Below are 24,793 nucleotides of genomic sequence, written 5' to 3'. Positions count from 1 at the left end.
CCCCCGCATGTCATACTGCCGGCGCCGTGGCCCGCGCCGCGGCGGACCCTGGTTTTTCCTCCACTGCGCCGTCTCTGCTCATGTCGACCCTTTCCCGGCCTTCGCACCCGCCCGGCTTCATGGTGCTGCACGGCAATCGCCTGGAAGACCTGCGCGATCTGCTGGTGCAGTTTCTGCGGGCCCAGCCGTTGGCGCCGCTGGCGCCCGAGGTGCTGCTGGTGCAGAGCGCCGGCATGAAGCACTGGCTGGAGGTGTCGCTGGCCGACGACACTGCCCTGGGCATTTTTGCCGCCACCCGCATGGAGCTGCCCAGCGGCTTTCTGTGGCAGGTGTACCGCCAGGTGCTGGGCGCCGAGCAGGTGCCCACCCACATGCCCTTCGACAAGTCCAGCCTGGTGTGGCGGCTGATGCGCCTGCTGCCGGCGCTGATCGAGCAGCGCCCGGTGTACCAGCCGCTGCAGCGCTACCTCAGCGAGGCGCCGGACGGGCGCAAGCTCTACCAGCTGGCCCTGCAACTGGCCGATGTGTTCGACGGCTACCAGAGCTACCGTGCCGACTGGCTGGCCGCCTGGGCCCAGGGCCGCGATGTGCTGAGCCAGCCGCAAGGCCCCGACCTGCCGCTGGACCCGGCCCAGGCCTGGCAGCCGGCCCTGTGGCGCGATCTGCGCACCGATGTGGGCGAGGCGCTGGCCGAGGCCTCGCGGGCCGCCGTGCACGCCCGCTTCATGGCGCGGCTGCAGCAACTGGCCGCGGGGGGCGAACGCCCGGCCGGCCTGCCCGAGCGCATCGTGGTGTTCGGCATCTCGTCCATGTCGCACCAGGCGGTCGAAGCCCTGGCCGCGCTGGGCCAACTGAGCCAGGTGCTGATGCTGGTGCACAACCCCAGCCAGTACTACTGGGGCGATCTGGTCGAGGGCCACGCCCAGCTGCGCCAGGTGCTGCGGCGGCGCCAGCGCGTCAAGCCGGCCCAGCTGGAGGCCGCCCAGGCCGCGCGCCCGGGGCACCCACTGCTGGCCTCCTGGGGCAAGCAGGGGCGCGACTACCTGCACATGCTTGACGAGTTCGACAACGTGGAGGGCTACCGCCACCGCTTTGTGCGCGTCGATGCCTTTGTCGACCCGCTGGCCGGCCTGGCCCAGCCCAGCCAGCTGGCCCAGCTGCAGTCGGGCATGCTGCACCTGCAGACGCCCGCCGAGCCCTGGCCGCTGCCGCCGGACGATCATTCCATCACCCTGGTCACCTGCCACTCGGCGCAGCGTGAGGTCGAGGTGCTGCACGACCAATTGCTGGCCTGGTTCGATGCCGACCCGGCCTTGCGCCCGCGGGATGTGATGGTCATGGTGCCCGACATCGCCGTCTTCGCGCCCCACATCCAGGCCGTGTTCGGCCGCTTTGCCCCGGGCCAGCCGCGCCACATCCCCTACTCGGTGGCCGACCGCTCGCCGCGCCAGTCGCCCATCGTGCAGGCGCTGCAAGCCCTGCTGTCGCTGCCGCAGTCGCGCCTCACCCTGTCGGACTGGCTGGGCCTGTTCGAGGTGCGGGCGCTGCGCCAGCGCTTCGGCCTGGGCGAGGTCGAGGTGGACGAGCTGCACACCTGGTTGCAGCAGGCCGGCGTGCGCTGGGGCCTGGACGAGCCGCACCGCCGCCGCTGGGGCCTGCCGGTGGGGGTGGCCGGTGCCGGGCACAACACCTGGGCCTTCGGTTTGCGCCGCCTGCTGCTGGGCTATGCCCTGGGCGAGGGGGGCGCTCAGGGCGACGGCCAGGTCTGGGCCGACACCCTGGCCCAGCCCGCGCTCAGCGGCCTGGATGCCACCGTGGCCGACGCCTTGCTCGACTGGGTCGATGGGGTCACTGAAACGCTGCAGGCGCTGGCGTGCGAGCGCCCCCCCGCCGAATGGGGCCAGGTGTTCCGCGGCGTGGTCGAGCGCTTCTTCGAGGCCGCCGACGAGCTGGAGGCGCGCCAGATCGAGGCCTTGCTGGCGCCCCTGGACGCCTGGCTGCAGGCCTGCGAGCAGGCCGGCCTGGACAGCCCACTGCCGCTGGAGGTGGCGCGCGAGCACTGGCTGGCCCAGCTGCAGGACAGTGGCCTGCAGCAGCGCTTTCTGGGCGGCGGCGTGCAGTTCGGCACCCTGATGCCCATGCGCTCCATCCCCTTCAGGGCCGTGTGCCTGCTGGGCATGAACGATGGCGACTACCCGCGCCAGACCGCGCCGCGCGACTTCGACCTGATGGCCAGCAGCTGGCGCGCCGGTGACCGCTCGCGGCGAGAAGACGACCGCTACCTGTTCCTGGAGGCCTTGCTGTCGGCCCGCGACCGCCTCTACCTGAGTTGGCAGGGCCGCCGCGCCACCGACAACGCCGAGCGACCGCCTTCCGTGCTGGTGGCGCAGCTGATCGAGCACCTGCACAGTGGCTGGCGCCCGGCGCGGCCTGTGCGGCAGCAGCCCTTGCAGCCGTTTTCCGAGGCCTACTTTCGCGCCGGCTCGGGCTTTCGCACCTACGACAGCGACTGGGCCCAGGCGCACCAGAGCACGGTGGTGGCCGAGGTCGCGTTGCCGCCCCCAGCCTCCCTGGTGCCCGTGCTCGTGCCCGTGCCCGACCCCTTGAGCCTGCACGCGCTGCGCCAGTTGCTGCGCCAGCCGGTCGAGGTGTTCTTCAAGGCCCGCCTGGGCGTGGTGCTGAGCGAGCTGGACGAGGCCGGCGAAGACACCGAGCCCTTTGCCCTCGACGGGCTGGACAAGTACCTGGCTGGCCAGTCGGTGCTGGAGGCGGCCGACCCCGTGCAGGCCCTGGCCGAGCTGCCCTTGCGCGGCCTGCTGCCCCTGGCCGCCTTCGGCCAGCGCGACTTGCACGAGCTGCAGGGCCGCGTCGCCGTGGTGCAGGAGCGCCTGGCGCCCTGGGCCGAGCGCTACCCCCAGACCCTGCCCGCGCAGCCCATCGACCTGGTGGTGGATGGCCTGCGGCTGCAAGATTCGCTCGGCGGCCTGTTCGGGTCGGCGGACGCTCCGGCCCCGGCAGAGGGGGGCGACAGCCTGTGGCGCGGACCCTGTCTGCAGCGGGTGATGCGCCCGGGCGCGGTGCTGCAAGGCAAGGGCAAGGAGCAAGGCGCCCGGGTGGAGGTGGTGGCGGCGGTCTGGGTCAACCACCTGGCCGGCTGCGCCCAGGGCCTGGCGCTCACCAGCACCGTGCTGGGGCTGGACGGGCAGATTGTGCTGCGCCCGCTGGCGCCCGCGCAGGCGCTGGCGGTGCTGAGCGGCCTGGTGCAGGTCTACCGCGCCGCCTGGGCCCAGCCCCTGCCCGTGGCCTGCCTCAGTGCCTGGGCCTATGGCCAGGCCCTGCGCCGTGGCAAGGACGAGGCCCAGGCCCATGAGCTGGCCCGCGCCGCCTACGAGGGCGACTTCCAGCGCGAGGGCGAGGCCGCGCGCTCGCCTTACCTGCAACGCTGCTTCCAGGGCTATGCCGAGCTGCAGGCCGAGCTGCCCCGCTGGGGCGAAGCCCTGTATGGCGAGCTGGCCCGCCAACTGCACCTGGGCCCGATCGGAGACGCTGAATGAGCACGGCCATCGACATGAACCCGGCCCCCGAGCTGCAGCGCCTGGACCCGCTGACCATGCCGCTGCAGGGCCTGCAGGTGATCGAGGCCTCGGCCGGCACCGGCAAGACCTGGACCGTGGCCGCCCTGTATGTGCGCCTGGTGCTGGGCCACACCGAGGCGGGGCTGAACCCCGAGCGGGCGCTGTTCCCGCCGCAGATCCTGGTGATGACCTTCACCGACGCCGCCACCGCCGAGCTGCGCGGCCGGGTGCGCGAACGCCTGGCCCAGGCGGCGCGCTGCTTTGCCGACACCGAAGCCGGGCGGGCCGAGGCCGACGCCTTTCTGCTCAGCCTGCGCGAGCAGGTGCCCGAGGCCGAGTGGCCGGCCTGCGCGGCCCGGCTGGACATCGCGGCCCAGTGGATGGACGACGCCGCCATCTTCACCATCCACGGCTGGAGCAGCCGCATGCTGCGCCAGCACGCCTTCGACAGCGCCAGCCTGTTCGAGCAACAGCGGGTGGAAGACGGCGATGCCCTGCGCCTGGCCGCCGCGCAAGACTACTGGCGGCGCTGGTGTTACCCGCTGGCGCTGAGCCAGATCGGCGCCATCGCCCCCCTGGGCGGCACGCCTCAGGCCTTGCTGGAGCGCCTGCAGCCGCTGTGGTCGCTGGCCGAACGGGCCCCGGGCCAGGCGCCCTATGCCGGCCCCGAGCCCGATGCCCTGGTGGCCCGCTGGGCCGAGTGGCAGGCCCGGCGCGAACCCCTGGAGGCCCGCGCCCGCGCCGGCTGGACGCCCGAGCTGGTGCAGGCCGTGAGCGATGCCGCCGCAGCCAAGCAGCTCAAGAACTACCGCCCCGATTGGCTGGCCGGCTGGCTGGCCCAGATGGCGGCCTGGGTGCAGGGCGAAAGTATCAAGCTCGAGGTGCTGGAGCGCTTTGCGCTGCCGCGCCTGATGGACAAGGGCTGGGCCCAGGCCGAGGCGCACGCGGCCCTGGCCGACATCGACGCCCTGTGCGGGCACCTGCAGGCCGAGCCCGACATCGGCCCCGACTGGCTGGCCCATGCCGCACGCGAGATCGGTGCCGCCTACCAGGCCGCCAAGGCGCAGCAGGCGCAGTTTGATTTCTCCGACCTGCTGCAGCGCCTGTACCACGCGTTGCAGGCCCCCGACGGCCGCCTGGCCGCCGCCATCCGGCAGCAGTTTCCGGTGGCCCTGGTGGACGAGTTCCAGGACACCGACCCCTGGCAGTACGGCGCGCTGGCGCGCATCTACCAGGGCCCCGAGGCCCGGGCGCTGGGCACCGGCCTGGTCATGATCGGCGACCCCAAGCAGGCCATCTACAGCTTCCGCGGGGCCGACCTGGCCACCTACCTGCAGGCCCGCGCCCAGGCCCAGGCCATCCACACCCTGTCGGGCAACTTCCGCTCCACCCGGGGCGTGGTGGCGGCGGTCAACCACATCTTCTCGCGCCTGCAGGCGCCCTTTGGCGCCGTGCCCTTCGACTGTGTGGAAGCGCGCAACCCCCAGGTGCAGCCCCTGCAATGCGGCGGGCAGGCCCAGCCGGCCCTCACCGTGTGGTGGCAGCAGCGCGCCGAGCCGGCCACCAAGTCGGCCCTGCTGAGCGACATGGCGGCCCTGTTCGCCAGCCAGATGGTGCGCCTGCTGCAGCAGGGCGTGGCCCAGCCGGGCGACATGGCGGTGCTGGTGCGCAGCGGCCACGAGGCGCAGGCCATCCGCGCCGAGCTGGCGCGGCGCGGCGTGCGCAGTGTCTACCTGTCCGACCGCGACAGCGTCTACGCCACCCCCGAGGCGCACGAGCTGTGGCGCATCCTGCGCGCGGTGGCCCAGCCGCGCTCGGTCAGCGCGGTCAAGGCCGCCTTGCTGACGCGGCTCTGGGGCCTGTCTTGGTCGGCCCTGGAGGCCTTGCTGCACGACGAAGACGCCTGGGACGCGCTGATCGACCAGCTGCACGCCTGGCAGAAGGTGTGGCAGCAGCAGGGCGTGCTGCCGCTGCTGCACCGCTGCCTGCACGAGCTGCAGGTGCCGCGCCGCCTCATGGACCCGGCCCTGGCCGAGGCTTCACCGGAAGGCCCGCAGGGCGAGCGCCGCCTGACCAACCTGCTGCACCTGGGCGACCTGCTGCAGCAGGCCAGCCAGGGCCTGCAAGGCGAGGGCGCCCTGATCCGCCACCTGGAGGCCCAGCTGCGCGACCCGCGCGCCAGCGGTGAAGCCGCCCAGACCCGGCTCGAAAGCGATGCCCACCTGGTGCAGGTGGTCACCATGCACAAATCCAAGGGCCTGCAGTACCCGCTGGTGTTCCTGCCCTTTGCGGCGGGTTTCCGCGAAGACAAGCAAGGTGACGACGAGGACGACGCCCTGCGCCTGGCCGAAGACGTGCGCCTGCTCTACGTGGCCCTGACCCGTGCCGAGCAGGCCTTGTGGCTGGGCGTGACCCCGGTGAAGGGCGACCTGGACGGCAAGAGCCCGCGCCTGCGCAGCGCGCTGTCGCGCCTGCTGGGGCGCCAGGGCCCGGACGACCTGGGCCCTGCGCTGCAGGCTTGGGGCCTGTGCCCCGACATCGCGGTGCTGCCGGCCCCGGCGCCCGACGCACAGGCCTACACCCCACCCGCCGCCGAGCCGGCGCGCCAGCCCGCGCTGCAGGCCCGCCGTGCCCTGCGCAGCGGCTGGTGGACGGCCAGCTTCAGCGCCCTGACCCGTGAGCTGGTGCCGCTGAGCGCCGAATCGGCCGTGCCCCCGTCCGAGCGAGAGGCGCGTCTGGAAGACGCCCAGGCCGACAGCCTGCCCCTGCTCAGCCCCGAACTGGCCGCCGCCGACAGTGGCCAGGCGGCCTTGCCCGGGGCCTGGGATGACTTCCCGGCCGGCAGCCGCTACGGCACTTTGCTGCACGACCTGCTGGAGTGGCAGGCCCAGCGCGGCTGGCCCATCGCCCAGGCCGGCGAGGAGGGGGCGCAGGCTGCTGAGGTCGAGCGTGAGTGGGCCGCCCTGCTGGCCCGCCAGGCCCTGGCCCTGAAGCTCGACGACACCCAGGCCGCCGCCCTGGCGCCCTGGGTGCAGCAACTGGCCCGCGCCGAGCTGCACTGGCCGGGCAACGCCAAGCCTCTGGTGCTGGGGGCCCTGGCGCCGGCGCAGTACTGGGCCGAAATGGCCTTCAGCCTGCCGGTGCGCTCGCTGTCGGCGCAGGCGCTCGATGCCTTGATCAGCGCCCAGGTGCTGCCGGGGCAGCCGCGGCCCGCCTTGCAGCCGCGCCAGCTCGAAGGCATGCTCACCGGCTTCATGGACCTGGTGCTCGAGCACCAGGGCCGCTTCCACGTGCTCGACTACAAGTCGAACCGCCTGCCCGACTACGCCCCGGCCACCCTGGCCCAGGCGGTGCTGGCCCACCGCTACGACGTGCAGTACTGCCTGTACCTGTTGGCGCTGCACCGCCTGCTCAAGTGGCGCCTGCCCGGCTACAGCCCGCAGCGCCACCTGGGCGGCGCGCTCTACCTGTTTGCGCGCGGCATCGACCAGCCCGGCCAGGGCGTGTTCTTCGAGCGGCCGCCGCACGAACTCATCGAATCGCTGGACCAGGCCTTTGCGGCGCCCGTGCCCGCGCCTGTGACCCACCCGCCGGAGCAGCCCGCATGACGACCTCTCTCCTGGCCCGCACGGTCGATGCCGCTGAAGCCACGCCGCTGAACCGCCTGGATCGGGCCCTGGCCGCCTTTGTGCAGCAAGCCCAGCCCAGCGATGACCCACGCCATGCCTGGCTGGCTGCCCTGGTCAGCCACCAGTACGGCCGCGGCCACGCCTGCCTGGATCTGGCAGCACTGCAGCGCGAGCCCGGCCCCACCCTGGGCTGGGAGGAGCCCGCCCTGCAAGCCCTGCCGCCCGACCTGGCCGCTGGTGCCGAGCACCTGCCCTGGGTGCACGGCCCCAGCAGCCCCCTGGTGCGCGAGGGTGAGCGCCTGTACCTGCGCCGCAACTGGGAGGCCGAGCAGGCCATCCGCCACAGCATCGAGGCGCGCCTGGCCCTGCCGCCCAAGGCCCCTGAAGGCCTGGCCCAGGCCTTGACCCAGCTGTTTCCGCCCGACCCGGCGGTGCCCGGGCCCGATTGGCAGAAGGTGGCCTGTGCCCTGGCGGCGCGCCAGCGCCTGACCCTGGTCACCGGCGGGCCCGGCACCGGCAAGACCACCACCGTGGTGCGCCTGCTGGCCTTGCTGCAGTCGCATGCGCGGGCCCAGCTGGGCCGGCCCTTGCGCGTGGCGCTGGCCGCGCCCACCGGCAAGGCGGCGGCGCGCCTGGGCGAATCGATCGCCTCGGCCCTGGCCTCGTTGCCCGAGGCCTTGCGCGCCGACATCCCGGCCCATGCCGCCACCCTGCACAAGCTGCTGCAGGTGCGCCCCGGTGGCGGCGCTGCGGCCCCGCTGCCCGCGCTGGCGCTGGACCTGGTGGTGGTGGACGAGGCCTCGATGATCGACCTGGAGATGATGGCCCGCCTGCTGCGCGCCGTGCCCCTGCACGCCAGCGTGATCCTGCTGGGCGACAAAGACCAGCTGGCCTCGGTCGAGGCCGGCGCGGTGATGGGCCAACTGTGCCACGGCGCCCAGGCCGGCCGCTACAGCGCGGCCACCGTGGCCTGGCTGGCCGAGGTGGCCCAGGTGGACCTCCGCCCCTGGCAGGGCGACGGCGGCGTGCTGGCCCAGCAGACGGTGATGCTGCGCCACAGCCGCCGTTTTGCCGGTGACAGCCCCATCGGCCAATGGGCGCGGGCGGTGAATGCGGGCGATGTGGGCTCGGTGCGCCAGCTCTGGCAGCAGGCCCCGGTGGCGGGCCGCAGCACCGCCTCGGTGCAGCGCCTGCAGCCGCGCCCCGGGGGCGACCCGGCCCTGGCCCCGCTGTGGCGCCAGGGCTGGCAACCGGGGCTGGAGGCCCTGGCCCGGATCGGTGCCGGCGGCAGCAGCGACGCCCAGGCCTTGCAGGCCCTGGCCGCGCTGGCGCGCTTTCAGGTGCTGTGTGCGGTGCGCGAGGGGGCCTGGGGGGTGCAGGCGCTGAACCGGCGCATCGCGCTGGCGCTGGGTTTTCCGCCCGAGGGCTGGTACCCGGGGCGGCCGGTGATGGCCACGCGCAATGACTACGCCCTCAAGCTCATGAACGGCGACATCGGCCTGTGCCTGCCGCATGCCAAGGGCTTGCGGGTGGCCTTCCCCGATGGGGCGGGGGGCGTGCACTGGGTGCAGCCCTCGCGCCTGGACGCGGTGGAGAGCGTGTTCGCCATGACCGTGCACAAATCGCAGGGCTCGGAGTTCGAGCATGTCTGCCTGGTGCTGCCCGAGCAGCCCGTGGCCGTGCTCACGCGGGAGTTGCTCTACACCGGCATCACCCGCGCCAAGACCCGGCTGACCCTGGCGGTACCGGCCGTGCCGGTGTTGCTGCGCTCGGTGGAGCGCCAGATCGTGCGCAGCGGTGGCCTGACGATGTAGCGTCAGCTTGGGGGCGCGAAGCGCTGCAGCAGATCGCCCAAGGGCATCGGCCGCGCCAGCAGGTAGCCCTGCACGAACTGGCCGCCACAGGCGCGCACCCGTTGCAGCTGGGCGGCCGTTTCCACGCCCTCCACGATCACGCGCAGGCCCAGGTGCCGGCCCAGGTCGAGAATGGTGCGCACAATGGCCTCGTCGCTAACGTCTTCGCCCAGCCCGCGCACAAAGCAGCGGTCGACTTTCAGGGTGTTCAGCGGCAGTTGCTTGAGCAGCGACAGCGCCGAATGCCCCTGGCCGAAATCGTCCAGGCTGATCTCGAAGCCGGCCGCGCGCAGCCGGCCCATCACGGCAGTGACCTGTGCGGGCTGTTCCATCACCAGGGTTTCGGTCAGCTCCAGCGAGAGCTGGGCCGGTGCCAGGCCGTGCCGGCGCGTGAGGGCCAGCAGCTCTTCGGGCAGGGCATCGCGGTGGAATTCGGGCGAGGCCATGTTCACATGCACCCGCAGCCCTTTGAGCCCGGCGGCCTCCAGGGTGGCCAGGTCGGTACAGGCCTGGGCGGCCACCCATTGGCCGATCTGCACGATCAGGTGCGCCTCTTCGGCCAGCGGGATGAACACATCGGGCGGCACCAGTTGCCCATCCGGCCGGCGCCAGCGCACCAGGGCCTCGGTGCCGTGCAGGCGGCCGCTGGCCTGGTCGAAGATGGGCTGGTGGTGCAGGAACAGCTCCTGGCGCTGCAGGGCCAGGTGCAGGTCCTGCGCCATCTGCAGGCGCTGCATCAGGATGTTCTGTTGTTCGGCCAGGGCGTGCGGGCTGGTCTGCGAGAAGAAGTCGCTGCCGTCGCGCCCGTTTTGCTTGATGCGGTACATGGCCGCATCGGCACTGCGCAGCAGCTCGGGCGGGGTGCGCCCGTTCTCCGGGAACAGGCTGATGCCCACGCTGGCGCTCAGGCTCAGCTCCACGCCTTCGTGCAGCATGGGGCGCCGGGCGGCCTGGCGCACCCGCTCAGCCGTCTCGGCAAAGGCCTGCAGGTCGACCCCGGGCAGCAGCAGGGCAAATTCATCGCCGCCCAGGCGTCCGGCGGTGGCACCGGCGGGTGCCAGGGCCTGCAGGCGTTGTGCGAACTCGCGCAGCACGGTGTTGCCGGCGTCATGGCCGAAGGCGTCGTTGATAGGTTTGAAGCGGTCCAGGTCGATGAACATCAGGCCGAAGTGCTGGCCCAGGGCCTCGGCCTGGCGGCAGGTGGCGCCCAGCACCTCGTAGAAGTGGCGCCGGTTGGCCAGCCCGGTCAGGCCATCGACCTGGGACAGGTGCAGCACCGTGGCCTGTTGCTCCAGCTTCTGCGCGGTCTGGGCCAGCAGGGCGCCGATGGTGCCCGAGAGCAGGGGCAGCTGGGCATCGGGCTGGCGCGCCAGGCTGCTGTAGAACTCCAGCACCCCGGGGCGGTGGTCCGAGCCGTCGCCGCTCTGGAAGGTGACCGGAAAGATGTAGCCCGAGCGCAGGTGGCTGGCGCGGGCGCTGGCGCGGCGCACAAAGCCCGGGTCGGTGGCCATGTCTTCCACCCAGGTGGCTTGGCCGCTTTGCCACACCCGGCCCACCAGGCCCTCGCCGGGGCGCAGGCGCAGTTGCTGGCTGGCCTGGCTGAAGGCGCTCATGTCGTGTTCGCTGGGGTGCCAGAACTGGTGGCAGGCCAGCTGGGGCTGGCCTGCCGGGTCGGTTTCCAGGGCCCAGTAGGCGCCCCAATCCCAGCCCAGGCTGTTGCACACCCCCTGGATCACATTCAGGATGGCGCTGCCCAGCGAGTGCGAGCCGACCAGGAACTCGGTCAGCTCGAAGCCCAGGCGCTCGCGCATCTGGGCGTGCTTGAGTTCGGTCACGTCCTGCACGATGCCTTGCTGCAGGTCGGGCTGGTCGGGGTCGGCCGGCAAGGCCGTCATGCGCAGCCAGCGCAGGCCCTGGGTGCGGCTGATCACGCGCAGGTCCTGTTGCCAGAGCTGGCCGGCGTGGGCCTTGAAGCGCGGCCGCAGGCGCACCAGGTCGTCCATCACCACTTGGGTCAGGGCGTCGTCCAGCGGGCCTTCGAGCTGGCCCTGGGCATCGAAGAATTCGGCCGCCTGGGGCGACAGGCTCAGCCAGCCTTCGGCATGGGCCCACTGGCCAAAGCCCGCAGCGGCTTCCAGGACCTGGGGCGTGCGCGCGAAGGCCCGCGCCGAGGGGCGCGCGGAGGGGTACGCCTGGGTGCGGGAGGGGGCGGGGGGCGGCATCACCGTGCGGGCAAGGTGGCCGCTCTTTTGATTCAGGTCTGACATGGGTCTCAAGCTGCTGCAGCGGCTGTCACAGCAGGATCCGTGCCGCCACGGTCGGCGGCTGCCCCAGGGTTGGGCGTTCTGCTGCCTCAATGTGGTGCATTTTGGTGTTGGCGTGCACCGGAGTGATGCTTTCTTTCCGGGTGGCGCCAAACCGGTGCATCGGGATGCCGCCTCACTGCGGGTTCATGCAGGCGTCATGACCGCGTCATGTTGACGTCATGGCGGCGTCATCGCCTCCGGTCCCAATGGGGGATTCACTCCATCAGGCCGTCTCCACGGCCGCTCAGGCTCACGCGCATGCCCACCGGTTTCTCCTTGTTGATTGCGGCCCAGTTCACCTCTGCCCTGGCCGACAACGCCTTGCTGATCGTCACCATGGCCCTGCTGCAGGAGCAGGGCGTGCCGGGCTGGTGGGCGCCTTTGCTGAAGTTCGCGTTCACGCTGTCGTATGTGGTGCTGGCGCCGGTGGCGGGCCCGCTGGCCGACGCCATGCCCAAGGCCCGCCTGATGGCCTGGATGAACGCCATCAAGGTGCTGGGCGTGTTGGGCCTGCTGGTGGGCGTGCACCCCGTGCTGGCCTATGCGGTGGTGGGCCTCGGCGCAGCGGGCTACGCCCCGGCCAAATACGGGCTGGTGACTGAGATGGTGCCGGCGCGGCAGCTGGTGGTGGCCAACAGCTGGATCGAGATCTCCATCGTCTGCGCCGCCTTGCTGGGGGCGGTCACGGGGGGCTTTTTGGTGAGTGCCCTGGTGTGTGGCTCGGCGCTGGCCAGCCAGGCCCGGCAGGGCTTGCTGGCCTGGGGGCTGCCGCTGGATTCGGCCCTGGCCGGCTCGCTGGGCCTGTTGCTCAGCGTGTATGGCGTGGCCGCGCTGCTGCAACTGGGGGTGCCGGACAGCGGCGCCCGTTACGCCCGACGCGAGATCCACCCCCTGGCCTTGCTGCGCGACTTTGCCGCCAGCAACCGTTTGCTGTGGCGCGATGCCGAGGGCGGCCTGTCGCTGGGGGTGACCACGTTGTTCTGGGGCGTGGGTGCCACGCTGCAGTTTGCGGTGTTGCGCTGGGCCCAGGAGTCGCTGCGCCTGCCGCTGGACCAGGCGGCCTACCTGCAGGCCATGGTGGCGGTGGGCGTGGTGCTGGGCGCCGGCGTGGCCGGCCACCGGGTGGCGCTGCACCAGGCGGTGCGGGTGTTGCCGGCCGGGGTCTTGCTGGGGCTGCTGATCACCGCCGTGTCGCTGACGCAGCGCTTTGCCGTGGCCCTGCCCCTGCTGGCGCTGGTCGGCTTGGTGGGGGGCGTGCTGGTGGTGCCCATGAATGCGCTGTTGCAGCACCGCGGGCACCAGCTGCTGACGGCCGGGCGCTCGATTGCCGTGCAGGGCTACAACGAGAATCTGAGCATCCTGGTGATGCTGGCGGGCTATGCCGGCCTGCTGGCGCTGGAGTTGCCGGTGGTGCCGCTGATGGGGGTGTTCGGCCTGCTGATCGCGGCCAGCATGGCCGTGTTGTGGTGGCGTTGCCGGCACCGCGTGCTGACCCTGCCTGCCGGCTGAAGTTCTTCCGGCCAGAGGGGGCGGCCGCAGGGGGCGGCAAGAGGAGGTCAGACGGCCAGGCGCGGCCTTGCCGGTGCCGATTCCGGCTGGGGCAGGGGGCGCCCTTCGGTCAGGGCGTGGTACAGGCCCTCGATGCGGCTGATGATGCGCTCCCAGCTGGCCTGGCAGGCGGCCTCGCGGGCCTGCCGCCCCATCTCATGCAGGGCGGCCGGGTCGGCGGCCAGCCGGGCGCCCAGTTGCACGAAATCGTTCATGTTGCCAAAGGGGGCCAGGGCGCCGTGGCGCCCGGTCTGCACCAGCTGGCTGGCGGCGGCGTAGTCGTAGGCCAGCACCGGCAGGCCGCTGGCCAGGGCCTCCAGGGTCACGTTGCCAAACGTCTCGGTGACGCTGGGGAACACGAACAGGTCGCCGCTGGCGTAATGGGCGGCCAGGTCTTCGCCATGGCGCATGCCGGCAAAGATCGCATCGGGGCAGCGGGCCTGCAGCTCCTTGCGCGAGGGGCCGTCGCCCACCAGCACCAGGCGTGCGCGGGGTTGCACGCGGCGGATGGCCTCGAAGGCCATGGTCAGGGTGCCCAGGTTCTTCTCGGGTGCGAGGCGCCCCACGTGCAGCACCACCAGGTCGTCGGGGGCCACGCCCCAACTCTGCCGCAGGGCGGCACTGCGCCGCGCCGGGTCGAACAAGCGGGTGTCCACGCCACGCGACACCACCTCGACGTTGTGAAAGCCGTAGTCGGTCAGCTCCTGGCGCAGGCCCTCGTCGGGGGTCATGGTGCAGGCCGTGAGGTTATGGAACTTGCGCAGGTAGGCCATGATGGGCTTGTGCAGCCAGCCCATGCCGTAGTGCTTGCTGTAGGCGTGGAAGTTGGTGCGAAAGTCGGAGCACACCGGCAGCTTGAGCTGCACGGCTGCCTGCAGGGCCGACCAGCCCATGGGGCCTTCGGTGGCGATGTGCACCACATCGGGCCGCCGCCGTGCCCACAGGCTGACCAGCGTCTTTTTGGAGGTCAGGCCCATGCGCAGGTGCGGGTAGCGCGGAATGGGCAGGCCCCGCATCAGCACCTCGTGGAACAGCACGTCGTCGCTGGCCTGCTCGCCCCGGGTCTCGGCTTTCGATTGGTTGGGGCGGATCAGCTGGATCTCGTGGTTGCGCTCGCGCAAGCCCTCGACCACGCAGGCCAGGGTACGGGCCACCCCGTTGACTTCGGGCGGGTAGGTTTCGGTGACGATCGAGACCCGCAGCGAGCGCCGCAGGGCAGGGAATTCGTCCACCACGATGGGGTGTTCAGCCGGGGCGTTCATGCGCTGATGGTGGGGCCCGATTGCAACCGTTGTGTGACAGCCCTGCGTTCAGGAAGTGCGTCACCGGACTTTCATATTCGCTGGTCACCATCCGGTCACGCGCCCGCCTGAGGGCCGTCACAAAAAACCACCCACCGGCCCACCGGGCCTGCTCACACGTCAAAGGATCGAAGGTGAAAGATTTTCTGAGTGCCTTGAAAACGCAGCGCTGGGACGACCACCGCTACTACCACCACAGCCGCATCAACCAGACCCTGCACCTGATCAGCGCTTTGAGTTTTCTGGTGGCCTATGGACTGCTGTTCAGCGACCCGGCGGGCGCCGCCCTGCTGGCCTGGGGCGTGTCCATGGTGTCGCGCCAGTCGGGTCATTTCTTTTTCGAGCCGCGCGGCTATGACGAGGTGAACCAGGCCACGCATGAGCACAAGGAAGAGATCAAGGTGGGCTACAACCTGCGCCGCAAGGTGGTGTTGATGGCCCTGTGGGTGGCTGCCCCCGTGGCGCTGTGGCTGAGCCCCAGCCTGGGCGGCTTGATCGCACCGGCCGAATCGTTCTCGGCCTTCTGGCACCAGGTGGGCTGGGCCTGGCTGGTGGTGGGGGTGGGCGGCCTGCTGTTCCGCACCGTGCACCTGTTCTTCCTGAAGGACGTGCAGACCGGCCTGGTGTGGATGACCAAGATCCTGACCGACCCCTTCCATGACGTGTACCTGTACCACAAGGCACCCCTCTACCTGCTGCGCGGCGAGCTGCTGGACCCGATGGCCCACGCCCGCAAGCAGCACTGAGGCGACTGGCTCAGTACGGCTCTTTGGCCATTGCTCAGCCGCGACGATGCGCCAGCATCTCCTTGAAGATGCTGCGCTTGATCGACTTGTTGGTCTGCGCGGCGTCCTGCCACCACCAGCCACCGGCCTCCATGGCCTGGCAGGCTGCGACAAAGCGGCGGCAGACCTCTTCGAAATCGGCTTCGGTGTAGTTCAGGCTGAAGATCAGCCGGCCGGTGCCGACCCAGCTCAGGGCCAGCCCCTGTTCACGCAGGTAGAACTGCAGCATCCAGTTGTAGCGCGAGGGGCGGGTGTAGCTCACGGTCCACACCGAGGACATGTTGGCCACCTGCACCGGGGCGCCGATGGCCTGCAGCCGCTGGTTGAGCTGCGCGGCGCGGCGGTTCTGGGTGGCGTCCAGCTCCACGTACATGAGTTGGGCCTCGGGGGTTTCCAGGTAATCCAGGAAGGCCGCCATGGCGCCCATCACATAGGGGTGCGAGTTGAAGGTGCCGCGGGCAAAGCACAGGTCGGCCGGCCGATCTTCGCGGTAGCGCTTCATGAGCTCACGCTTGCCGCAGACCACGCCCACCGGCAGGCCGCCGCCCAGGGTCTTGCCGTAGGTGACCATGTCGGCCTTGACGCCGAAGTATTCCTGGGCGCCGCCCGGGGCCAGGCGGAAACCCAGGAACACCTCGTCAAAGATCAGCACGATGCCGCGCTCGGTGCAGACCTCGCGCAGCTGCTGGAGCCACTCGGTGTAGGCGGCGCGGTCGTAGCCGGCGCTGCGCGAGCTGTCCACCAACGACGAGTCGCCCGGCGCCGCCTTGTTGGGGTGCAGGGCCTGCAGCGGGTTGACCAGCACGCAGGCGATGTCGCGGCGTTTGCGCAGCACCTGCAGGCTGTTCTCGTGCATGTCGCGCAGGGTGTAGGTCTCGCGCGGGGGCAGGGGGTTGCCGGGGCCGGGCTGCACGTCTTCCCACCAGCCATGGTAGGCGCCGCAAAAGCGCACCAGGTGGCGCCGGCCGGTGTGGTAGCGGGCCAGGCGCACGGCCTGCATCACGGCTTCGGTGCCCGACATGTGGAAGGACACCTGGTCCAGTCCCGAGATGCGCTGCAGGCGTGCCACGTTGGCGGCCACGCTGGGGTGCAGGCTGCCCAGCACCGGGCCCAGGGCCTGGGCGCGGGCGCTGCCCTCGGCAATGCACTGGCGGTACACGTCGACGCCGAACACATTGACGCCGTAGGAGCCGGTCAGGTCGTAGTAGCTGTTGCCGTCCAGGTCGGTCAGGGTGACGCCTTCGGAGGCTTCCATGAAGGCACCCACCTGCACATGCTGGCGCAGCAGCGGGCTGTACTGGAAAGGCACGCGGTAGGCGCCGGTGAACTGCAGGTCGGGCAGGCCGTCGCGCGCGCTGGCGGTGAGGGCCAGCGTGCGCGGGCAGCGGGCCACCAGCGTGTCGCCCAACTGCTGCAGGGCCAGGCGCCGCTGCGCGGCCACCTCGGCCGGCGCGCCGTCGGAGTTGAAGAAACGCTCCTCGCCGTAGGCGTAGCCGGGCAGCCACGAGGCCACCCGTTTGGCCATGCGCGAATGGCCGGTGAGCGAGGGGTGCTTGGCCCGCGACAGTTCCAGTCGGCGGATCAGCCGGGGCAGGGTGGCGGCAAAGGCCGCGCCGCCCAGGGCCCAGAAAGCCAGTGTTTCGTCCATTTGAAGAGGTCCGGATTTTCCAAATCGCGAAAGCGCGATGCCTCATCTGTAACTTGACTGATTGACATCTTGATGAAACTCCAAAACCTGCGTGATCGCCTGCTGCAGCAGGAAGACCTGAACTTTCTGCTCACCAACCGCGTGCCGCGCATCGCGCTGACGCGCTTCATGGGCTGGTTCAGCCAGATCCGCCAGCCCCTGGTGCGCGACGCCTCGATCGCGGTGTGGCGCCTGTTCACCGAGCTGGACCTGAGCGAGGCGCGCAAGCCGCGCTTTGACAGCCTGCACGACTGCTTCACCCGCGAGCTGAAACCGGGTGCGCGCCCCTTCGACCCTGACCCCGAGGTGCTGGCCAGCCCCTGCGACGGCATCGTGGGCGCCTGTGGCGAGGTGGCCGGGCTGCAGGTGTGGCAGGCCAAGGGCTTTCCGTACCGACTGGAGGATCTGTTCGGCGACCCGGCCCGCGCCGAGGCTTTTCGCGATGGCTGCTATGTGACGCTGCGCCTGACCTCGGCCATGTATCACCGCTTCCATGCGCCGCACGACGCCCGTCTGCAGCACGTGACGCACCTGACGGGGGACACCTGGAACGTGAACCCGATCGCGCTCAAGCGGGTGGAGCGCCTGTTCTGCCGCAACGAGCGCGCGGCCCTGCATCTTCGGCTGGAGCGGGGCGGGCACCCGCTGGCCCTGGTGCCGGTGGCGGCCATCCTGGTGGCCAGCCTGCGCCTGCACGCACTGGACCTGCTGCTGCATGGCCGCTACCCAGGCCCGCACGAACTGCCTTGCGATGCGCCGGTGGAAAAGGGGCAGGAGCTGGGCTGGTTCCAGCACGGCTCGACCATCATCGTGTTCGCCCCGAAGGGCTTCCGCCTGGTCGAGGGCGTGGCCACGGGCCTGCGGGTGCGGGCCGGGCAGCCCTTGATGCACCTGCCGGAAGATCCGTTGCCCGCAGGCGATCAGGGCGTGGGCAGCACGTCGTAGACCACCCAGGCGAACTCCATCGGGTGCGGGAAGCGCCAGCCCGAGCGGGCCGCCGTCACCCACAGCGGCCGGATGGGGCGGCCGGTCTTCTCCAGCCATTCCTGCACTTCGACCTCGCAGTTGCTGGCCTCGTAGACCTGGGCCTTTTTCAAGGGGCCGCGCGGGCAGATCATCAGCCCGCCCTGGTGCTCCCAGCCGGGGTGGGGGGCCAGGGTGGTGGGCCACTCGTCGGGCATGCCGGGCAGGGCGCGCACCTGGTCGGACACAAAGAAGGCCACCATGGCGTTCTCGGCCCATTCGCCGCCGGTCCAGCCCAGGGGCAGGTCGGGGTGGCGTTGCTGCCAGCCCTGCACCATGCGCTCGGCCGCCACTTCATTGGCCTCGTAATAGCTGCGCTTGCCCTGGCTGGCCTGGGACACGGCCAGCACCAAACCGACCAGCAGCACGCCGGCCAGCACGGGCCAGGCCGAGCCCTGCAGGGCCTGCAGGCTGCGTGTGGTGGGGGTGTCCGTGTCCGACCCGGTGGCGGTGGTCGGGGTGGTGGCCTGCTCCAGGTTGCGCAGCCACAGCAGCGGGAAGGCATAGATGATGGGGATGGCCCAGGGGCTGGACAGCTCGGCCATGCCCGCGATGCCGGCCAGCAAGGTCACGGCGCCGGGCAGGGCCGCCAGCCAGAACACGGTGTCCTGCCAGTGCAGGGGCAGCCAGCTGCGCCACGCCAGGCGCGGGATCAGGCGCAGCAGCTTGAGCCAGCGGCCGGGGCCGGCCAGGCTGGCCTGCCAGGCAAACACCAGCACACAGGGCAGCCAGGCCAGCAGCACGAACAGCAGCGGGGTGAGGGCGAAATGCAGCAGGAAGTGCCACTCCACATGGCCGCCGCCCTGGTCGGCGGCATAGCGCAGGGTGGGGTAGTCGTGCTGCCACAACCACCAGGCATGGGGCAGCAGGAACACCGCCAGGCTGAGCAGGGCCACATAGGGGCGCAGGCTGCCGAACCAGCGGCGCATGTCACGCCGCAGCAGGGCCGTGACGAACAGCGAGAACAGGAACACGCCGCTGTAGTATTTGCTGAGCATGCACACCGCGCCCAGAAAGCCCAACCACACCGAGGCGGTCAGGCCGGGGCGCCCGCTCTGGCGCAGGCTGGCCAGCCAGGCCACGGCCGTCCAGGGCCAGACCGACAGCAATATGGCGTTGGCATTGAATTTGGCCGCCAGCGTGGTGTAGGGCAGGGTCCACATCAGCAGCAGCACGGCGCTGGGGGCCATCTTGCGCAAGCCCAGCAGTCGCGCCAGATGCGCCACCCCCCACAGGCCGATGGCCACGTTCACATACGACAGCAGCTTGTACGACAGTGCACTGCGCGGCATGGCGGCAAACCAGAGTTCGACCGCCCAGACAAAGAAGGGCGGGTGCTTGAAAGTGCCCCACTCGAAGGTCTGCCCCCAGGCAAAGTTCTCCAGCATGTCGTTGTAGGGGTCCAGGTTCGGGTAGGCGAACCAGTGCACCAGGGCCCACACCAGGCAATAGGCCACGATGAGCAGGCGCGTGCTGTGCTGGCCGGGGGGCTGGGCTGAAAAGGGGGCGGCAGGCACGGCAGGAAACAGTTTGGAAAGGGCGGGCTGGGGGGGGACACCGTCGGGCGTGGCAGGCGGGGTCAGGCTTGCCTTGGGTTGTCGGGGCGCCCGGCGTGGGCCGGTGGTCCCTGGGCCCGGTCGACTGCAGCCGACCGGCTGCGCCAAAGCGGCGCGAATTGTCTCACGGCTGGCCTGCCGGGGGGTACGTAGGGTTACGAATGTAAAAAGTCGGCCGAGGGCTTTTGGAGCCTTGGCCCAAGAACGGACACCGCGCGTGCGCGCGGCGGGTTGACTGCCTGGCTGCGGCTTGATGGCTCCGGCCCGGCGCGTTGCGCCTTCACATCGGCAGGGCCGATGTGAGCCTGCGCCGCAAGGCTGCAGATTTGCCTGCGGCAAATGCTGGCCTTTACAGGCCAGCCGCTGCACGCAGCGCTGCGGCCTTGTCGGTTCTTTGGTCTGCGTTCACATCGCTGGCGCGATATGAACTTCGCCCAAGAACGGATACCGCGCTTGCGCGCGGCGGGCTTACAGCCCGGCTGCAGCCCGCAGGGCTGCAGCTTTATGGCTCCGGCCCGGCGCGTTGCGCCTTCACATCGGCAGTGCCGATGTGAGCCTGCGCCGCAAGGCTGCAGATTTGCCTGTGGCGAATGCTGGCCTTTACAGGCCAGCCGCTGCACGCAGCGCTGCGGCCTTGTCGGTTCTTTGGTCTGCGTTCACATCGCTGGCGCGATATGAACTTCGCCCAAGAACGGATACCGCGCTTGCGCGCGGCGGGCTTACAGCCCGGCTGCCGCCCGCAGGGCGGCAGCTTTATCCGTTCTTTCCCACGTGAACTCGGGTTCTTCTCGGCCGAAGTGGCCGTAGGCGGCGGTTTTTTCGTAGATGGGGCGCAGCAGGTCGAGCATCTGGATGATGCCCTTGGGGCGCAGGTCGAAGTGCTCTTGCACCAGGCGGGCGATCTGGTCGTCAGGGATGACGCCGGTGCCTTCGGTGTACACGGTCACGTTCATGGGGCGGGCCACGCCGATGGCGTAGGCGACCTGGATCTGGCACTGGCGGGCCAGGCCGGCGGCCACGATGTTCTTGGCCACATAGCGGGCGGCGTAGGCGGCCGAGCGATCGACCTTGGTCGGATCCTTGCCCGAGAAGGCACCACCGCCGTGCGGGCAGGCGCCGCCGTAGGTGTCGACGATGATCTTGCGCCCGGTCAGGCCGCAATCCCCTTGCGGGCCGCCAATCACAAAGCGGCCGGTGGGGTTGATCAGGTACTTGGTGTCCTGCAGCCACTCTTTGGGCAGCACGGGCTTGATGATCTCTTCGATGATGGCCTCGGTGAAACTGGCCTTCATCTTCTTGGCGGTTTCGCTCTGGTCGGGGCTGTGCTGGGTGGACAGCACCACGGTGTCGATGCTGTGCGGCTTGCCGTCCACATAGCGCATCGTGACCTGGCTCTTGGCGTCCGGGCGCAGGAAGGGAAGGCGGCCGTCCTTGCGCAGCTGGGCCTGGCGTTCGACCAGGCGGTGGGCGTAGTAGATGGGGGCGGGCATCAGCTCGGGCGTTTCGTCGCAGGCGTAGCCGAACATCAGGCCCTGGTCGCCGGCACCGGTGTTCAGGTGGTCGTCGCTGGCCTGGTCCACGCCCTGGGCGATGTCGTTGCTCTGCTTGTCGTAGGCCACCAGCACGGCGCAGCCCTTGTAGTCGATGCCGTACTCGGTGTTGTCGTAGCCGATGCGCTTGATGGTGTCGCGGGCGACCTGGATGTAGTCAACGTGCGCGTTGGTGGTGATTTCGCCAGCCAGCACGACCAGACCGGTGTTGGTCAGGGTTTCGGCGGCCACGCGGCTGCGCGGGTCTTGCTTGAAGATGGCATCGAGGATCGCGTCGGAGATCTGGTCGGCCACCTTGTCGGGGTGGCCTTCAGAGACGGATTCTGAGGTGAAAAGAAAATCGTTCGCCATTTGAATAAACTCCACGTTTCAAGTTCTGGGGGCGTTGCCTCGGACTCGGGAGCTTTGGCGAACGCTTTAGCAGTTGTGTTTTACGTCGCCCTGCAAGTTGCTCATTTAACTCAGCGACCCGTTTATTCTACCCACGTCATGCTCTCGTTGTTCCGGGTCTTTGCCCTGTTTCCCCTGGGGTTGCTCCAGGTCATGGGCTGGCTGCTGGGTTGGTTGGCCTTTCTGGCCTCACCATCCTATCGCCGGCGCTTTCTGGCCAATGCCGCCCTGGCAGGGGTGGGCCTGCGCGATCGGATCGCGGCCATCGGGCATGGCGGGCGCATGGTGGCCGAGCTGCCGCGGCTGTGGCTGGGCCGGCCCCTGCCCTCGGTGTGGGCGGACAACGGGTGCATCGAACGGGCCCTGGCCTCCGGGCGCGGGGTGGTTTTTTTGACGCCGCACATGGGCTGCTTCGAGTTGTCGCCGCAGGCCCTGGCGCGCGACTATGCCGAGCGCTTCGGCCCCATGACCATCCTGTACCGGCCGGCCCGCCAGGCCTGGCTGGCGCACACCATGGCCTCGGTGCGTGAGCGACCGGGGCTGCAGGCCGTGCCCACCACCTTGGCCGGCGTGCGGCAACTGATCAAGGCGCTGCGCCAGGGGCGGGCCGTGGGCCTGCTGCCCGACCAGGTGCCGCCGGAGGGCATGGGGGTGTGGTCGCCGTTCTTTGGCCAGCCGGCCTACACCATGACCCTGGCCGTGCGCCTGGTGCAGCAGACCGGGGCCACCGTGCTGCTGGCCTGGAGCGAGCGCCTGTCGTGGGGGCGAGGGGTGCGCATCCATGTGCACGAGATGCAGTCGCCGCTGGCGGCTGACATGACGCAGGCGGTGACCCAGATCAATGCCGAGATGGAGCAGATGATCCGGGCCTGCCCGGCCCAGTACCTTTGGGGTTATGCGCGCTACAAGCAGCCGCGCGGAGAGTTTTGAGCATGTGGAGTCGGTTCGGAATTGCATTCATGCGGCTGATGGCCCACCTGCCCCTGTCCTGGGTGCGGGGCCTGGGCGTGGCTTTGGGCTGGGTGCTCTACGGGCTGGCCGTGCCGCGGCGGCGCGTGGTGGCGGTGAACCTGAAGCTGTGTTTTCCTGACGCGCCGCTGGCCCAGCGCAAGGCCTGGACGCGGCGGGCCTTCATCCACTTTGCCCAGTCGTGGCTGGACCGGGGCTGGCTCTGGCACGCGCCGCGCGAGGTGCTGGCGCGTCGCATCCGCCTGGTGGGGCCGTGGCAGGAGTTCGAGGGCGACACGCCCACGATCATCTTTTCGCCCCATTTCTTCGGCCTGGAAGCCGGCGGCATGGCGCTGTCCATGAATGTGGATCGGGTGTTCACCTCGATCTTCACGCCCCAGCCCAGCCCGGCGGTGGACGCCTGGATGAAGGCCGGGCGCTCACGTTTCGGCGAGGTGACCATGCTGAGTCGCTTCGATGGCGTCAAGCCCATCATCAACACGCTGCGCAAGGGCGGGGCCCTGTACCTGCTGCCCGACATGAATTTCGGCCCCGAAGAGTCGATCTTCGTGCCGTTTTACGGGCACCTGGCGGCCACGGTGCCCAGCCTGTCGCGCTTTGCCCGGCTGGGGCGGGCCAAGGTGGTGCCGGTGGTGTCGCGCATCACGCCCGAGGGCTACGAGGTGGAGGTGATGCCAGCCTGGCAGAACTTCCCGACCGACGATGTGGAGGCCGACACGGCCCTCATGAACCAGCGCCTGCAGGGTTGGATCGACACCATGCCCGACCAGTATTACTGGGTGCACAAGCGCTTCAAGACCCGCCCGCCGGGCGAGCCCCCGGTCTACCGCTGAACCGCCTGGCCCAGAAAATCCTGGATCTGCTGCATGACCCAGATCGGGTCCTCATGCACGATCCAGTGGCTGGCGGTGTCATGCCGGCGCACCTGCAGCTGGGGCACCCAGGCGTCCAGGCCGTCGAGCAGGCCGGGCAGCAGGGCGTGGTCGCCCAGGCCCCACAGCACCTGGGTGGGGCAGCTCACCTGCAGCATGCTCTCAGGCAGCTCCAGGGCGGCGGCCCCGGGGTGGTGGGCATCGCCTGGGCGCAGCGGTGAGGCCCGGTAGTAGTTGCAGCCGCCGCGCAGGCTGGTGCGCCACACCGTGCGGTACTGGTTCTTGACGTCTTCACTGAGCCAGGCCGGTTCGCCCTGGGCGCCAAAGCGCTGGAAGAAACCCCACAGGCGCGCGAAATCATTTTCGGCCAGGCGCTCTTCGGCCCCGGGCTGGATCAGGAAGTTCATGTAGGCGCTGGCCGCCAGCTGGGCCGGGTTGTGGCGCAGTTCGCGCACAAAGGCGCCGGGGTGGGGTGAGTTGATGATCACCAGGCGCTGCATCAGTTCGGGGGCCTGGTTGGCCAGGCTCCAGGCCACGGCGCCGCCCCAGTCGTGGGCCACCAGGGCGCCGAGCGGCGCCTTGGGCGATTCGCGGGCGATCAGCGCCTGCAGATCCTGCACCAGCAGGCGGGCCTTGTAGGCTTCGACTTCGGGCGGTCGGCTGGATTGTTCGTAGCCGCGCAGGTTGGGCGCCACGCAACGCCAGCCGCCGTTCTCGGGGCGGGAGAAGTGCAGCAGCAGCGGGTCCCAGACAAAGGCGGCTTCAGGGAAACCGTGCAGGAACAGCAGCACGGGCGCGCCGACCGGGCCGGCAGCCCGGCAGCTCAGGGTGATGCCATGCGGCAGGGCGTGTTCAAAGGTGTCGATCATGGGCGAAGGCTCCTGGGGCGATGGGGGCCCCTGGCCTGGCCCTGTGCTCAGTCCACTTCGGGCTCGGCGGGCGGGGTGTCGGCTGGGGGCTCGGCGGCAGGTTCGGGCGTGGCATCTGCCAGATCAGTGGCGGCCACCGGGGGGTGGGCCCACTGCCACAGCAGGTGCGCGGTGTCTTCGATGCCGATGCGCTTGAGCGCGGAGAAGAGTTTCACCTCGCCGCCGCCCGCGTTCAGTCGCGCAATCGACAGCGCCTTGGCGCCTTCGGAGCGGGTCAGCTTGTCGGCCTTGGTCAGCAGCACCAGGAATTTCAGGCCCTCTTCGACGCGCGGGCGGATGACTTCGAGCAGGGTTTCGTCCAGCTCGGTCAGGCCCAGGCGTGGGTCGCACATCATCACGATGCCCTTGAGGTTCTCGCGACTGACCAGGTAGTTGGCCATCACGCGTTGCCAGCGGATCTTGTCATCTTTGGGCACGGCGGCGTAGCCGTAGCCGGGCAGGTCGGCCAGCACGGCATCGGTCTCACCCTGGCGCCCGAGGGAGAACAGGTTGATGTGCTGGGTGCGACCCGGTTTCTTGGAGGCGAAGGCCAGTTGCTTTTGCTGCGTCAAGGTGTTGATGCAGGTGGACTTGCCGGCGTTGGAGCGGCCCACGAAAGCGATTTCGGGCACCTCCAGCGGCGGCAGGTGGTGCAATTGGGCAGCGGTGGTCAGAAAGCGGGCCGTGTGCATCCAGCCCAGGGCCGCCTTGGCCTCGGTGGAGGGGGTCGGCGCAGAGGGACGGGCGGCCTTGGCCGGGGCGGATGTGGAGCGGTTTGTCATCAAAATGGAAGTATTCCTGAAGCCTCATTGTAGAATCGAGTGGTTTTGCGCCCCTAACA

General features: G+C 70.1%; 15 protein-coding genes. 8 read left to right on the top strand and 7 right to left on the bottom strand.

Annotated features, from left to right (window positions below; genetic code table 11):
• The first annotated feature begins 80 nt into the window (after positions 1 to 80).
• From recC to recD, 3 genes are read left to right on the top strand one after another with little or no spacing between them, the layout of a single operon-like run.
• Entirely contained in the window at positions 81 to 3,554 is a 3,474-nt protein-coding gene (gene recC, locus F624_RS0120315) for an exodeoxyribonuclease V subunit gamma (RefSeq protein WP_031255683.1), read from the top strand.
• Positions 3,551 to 7,183: an exodeoxyribonuclease V subunit beta gene (recB, locus tag F624_RS0120310; protein WP_019576186.1), complete on the top strand. Its 3,633-nt coding sequence runs from the start codon at positions 3,551 to 3,553 to the stop codon at positions 7,181 to 7,183. Before recC ends, recB begins: the two co-directional genes overlap by 4 nt.
• On the top strand, positions 7,180 to 9,018 hold the full coding sequence (recD, locus tag F624_RS0120305) for an exodeoxyribonuclease V subunit alpha (RefSeq protein ID WP_019576185.1): 1,839 nt from the start codon (positions 7,180 to 7,182) through the stop codon (positions 9,016 to 9,018). The genes recB and recD overlap by 4 nt, the downstream gene beginning before the upstream one ends.
• A gap of 2 nt (positions 9,019 to 9,020) precedes the next feature.
• Here recD and F624_RS0120300 read toward each other — a convergent pair whose 3' ends face one another.
• Positions 9,021 to 11,324 carry a putative bifunctional diguanylate cyclase/phosphodiesterase gene (locus F624_RS0120300; RefSeq protein ID WP_019576184.1) on the bottom strand — a complete coding sequence of 768 codons (2,304 nt, stop codon included), beginning with the start codon at positions 11,322 to 11,324 and terminating at the stop codon, positions 9,021 to 9,023.
• Between the two features lie 297 nt (positions 11,325 to 11,621).
• On the opposite strand from F624_RS0120300, the gene lplT reads away from it, so the two are divergent.
• Complete coding sequence (lplT, locus tag F624_RS0120290) at positions 11,622 to 12,872, top strand: lysophospholipid transporter LplT (protein ID WP_019576182.1); 1,251 nt, start codon at positions 11,622 to 11,624, stop codon at positions 12,870 to 12,872.
• 47 nt (positions 12,873 to 12,919) lie between these two features.
• Here lplT and F624_RS0120285 read toward each other — a convergent pair whose 3' ends face one another.
• A complete protein-coding gene (locus F624_RS0120285; protein ID WP_019576181.1) occupies positions 12,920 to 14,173 on the bottom strand; it encodes a glycosyltransferase family 4 protein in 1,254 nt (417 codons plus the stop codon).
• A gap of 173 nt (positions 14,174 to 14,346) precedes the next feature.
• Here F624_RS0120285 and F624_RS0120280 point away from each other — a divergent pair, with 173 nt between their 5' ends.
• On the top strand, positions 14,347 to 14,958 hold the full coding sequence (locus tag F624_RS0120280; RefSeq protein ID WP_027478420.1) for a hypothetical protein: 612 nt from the start codon (positions 14,347 to 14,349) through the stop codon (positions 14,956 to 14,958).
• Positions 14,959 to 14,992: 34 nt separating this feature from the next.
• Here the strand turns inward: F624_RS0120280 and F624_RS0120275 are convergent, their stop codons facing one another.
• The gene (locus F624_RS0120275; protein ID WP_019576179.1) at positions 14,993 to 16,645 is read right to left on the bottom strand and encodes an aminotransferase class III-fold pyridoxal phosphate-dependent enzyme; all 1,653 of its coding nucleotides are present in this window, start codon (positions 16,643 to 16,645) and stop codon (positions 14,993 to 14,995) included.
• A 72-nt stretch (positions 16,646 to 16,717) separates the two neighbouring features.
• Here F624_RS0120275 and asd point away from each other — a divergent pair, with 72 nt between their 5' ends.
• Positions 16,718 to 17,629: an archaetidylserine decarboxylase gene (gene asd / locus F624_RS0120270; RefSeq protein ID WP_019576178.1), complete on the top strand. Its 912-nt coding sequence runs from the start codon at positions 16,718 to 16,720 to the stop codon at positions 17,627 to 17,629.
• On the opposite strand, the gene F624_RS0120265 is transcribed toward asd, so the two are convergent.
• Positions 17,605 to 19,224 (bottom strand): glycosyltransferase family 39 protein, encoded by a 1,620-nt coding sequence (locus tag F624_RS0120265; RefSeq protein WP_019576177.1) that lies wholly within the window; start codon positions 19,222 to 19,224, stop codon positions 17,605 to 17,607. The two genes, asd and F624_RS0120265, sit on opposite strands and share 25 nt — an antisense overlap.
• Positions 19,225 to 19,982: 758 nt before the next feature.
• A complete protein-coding gene (gene metK, locus F624_RS0120260) occupies positions 19,983 to 21,164 on the bottom strand; it encodes a methionine adenosyltransferase (protein WP_019576176.1) in 1,182 nt (393 codons plus the stop codon).
• Positions 21,165 to 21,302: 138 nt separating this feature from the next.
• Between metK and F624_RS0120255 the strand changes: the two genes are divergently transcribed.
• Together F624_RS0120255 and F624_RS0120250 are read left to right on the top strand one after the other, a co-directional pair.
• Positions 21,303 to 22,133: a lysophospholipid acyltransferase family protein gene (locus F624_RS0120255; protein WP_019576175.1), complete on the top strand. Its 831-nt coding sequence runs from the start codon at positions 21,303 to 21,305 to the stop codon at positions 22,131 to 22,133.
• A gap of 2 nt (positions 22,134 to 22,135) precedes the next feature.
• On the top strand, positions 22,136 to 23,005 hold the full coding sequence (locus F624_RS0120250) for an LpxL/LpxP family acyltransferase (protein ID WP_031255677.1): 870 nt from the start codon (positions 22,136 to 22,138) through the stop codon (positions 23,003 to 23,005).
• Here the strand turns inward: F624_RS0120250 and F624_RS0120245 are convergent.
• Both F624_RS0120245 and yihA read right to left on the bottom strand, forming a co-directional pair.
• The gene (locus tag F624_RS0120245) at positions 22,996 to 23,913 is read right to left on the bottom strand and encodes an alpha/beta fold hydrolase (protein ID WP_019576173.1); all 918 of its coding nucleotides are present in this window, start codon (positions 23,911 to 23,913) and stop codon (positions 22,996 to 22,998) included. The two genes, F624_RS0120250 and F624_RS0120245, sit on opposite strands and share 10 nt — an antisense overlap.
• 47 nt (positions 23,914 to 23,960) lie before the next feature.
• Positions 23,961 to 24,734 (bottom strand): ribosome biogenesis GTP-binding protein YihA/YsxC, encoded by a 774-nt coding sequence (gene yihA, locus F624_RS0120240; protein ID WP_019576172.1) that lies wholly within the window; start codon positions 24,732 to 24,734, stop codon positions 23,961 to 23,963.
• Between the last annotated feature and the right edge of the window lie 59 nt (positions 24,735 to 24,793).

Source organism: Curvibacter lanceolatus ATCC 14669 (genome assembly GCF_000381265.1).
GTDB lineage: Bacteria > Pseudomonadota > Gammaproteobacteria > Burkholderiales > Burkholderiaceae_C > Curvibacter > Curvibacter lanceolatus.
The sequence above is the reverse complement of the archived record's forward strand: the minus strand, read 5'-3'. Positions and strand labels throughout refer to the sequence as shown.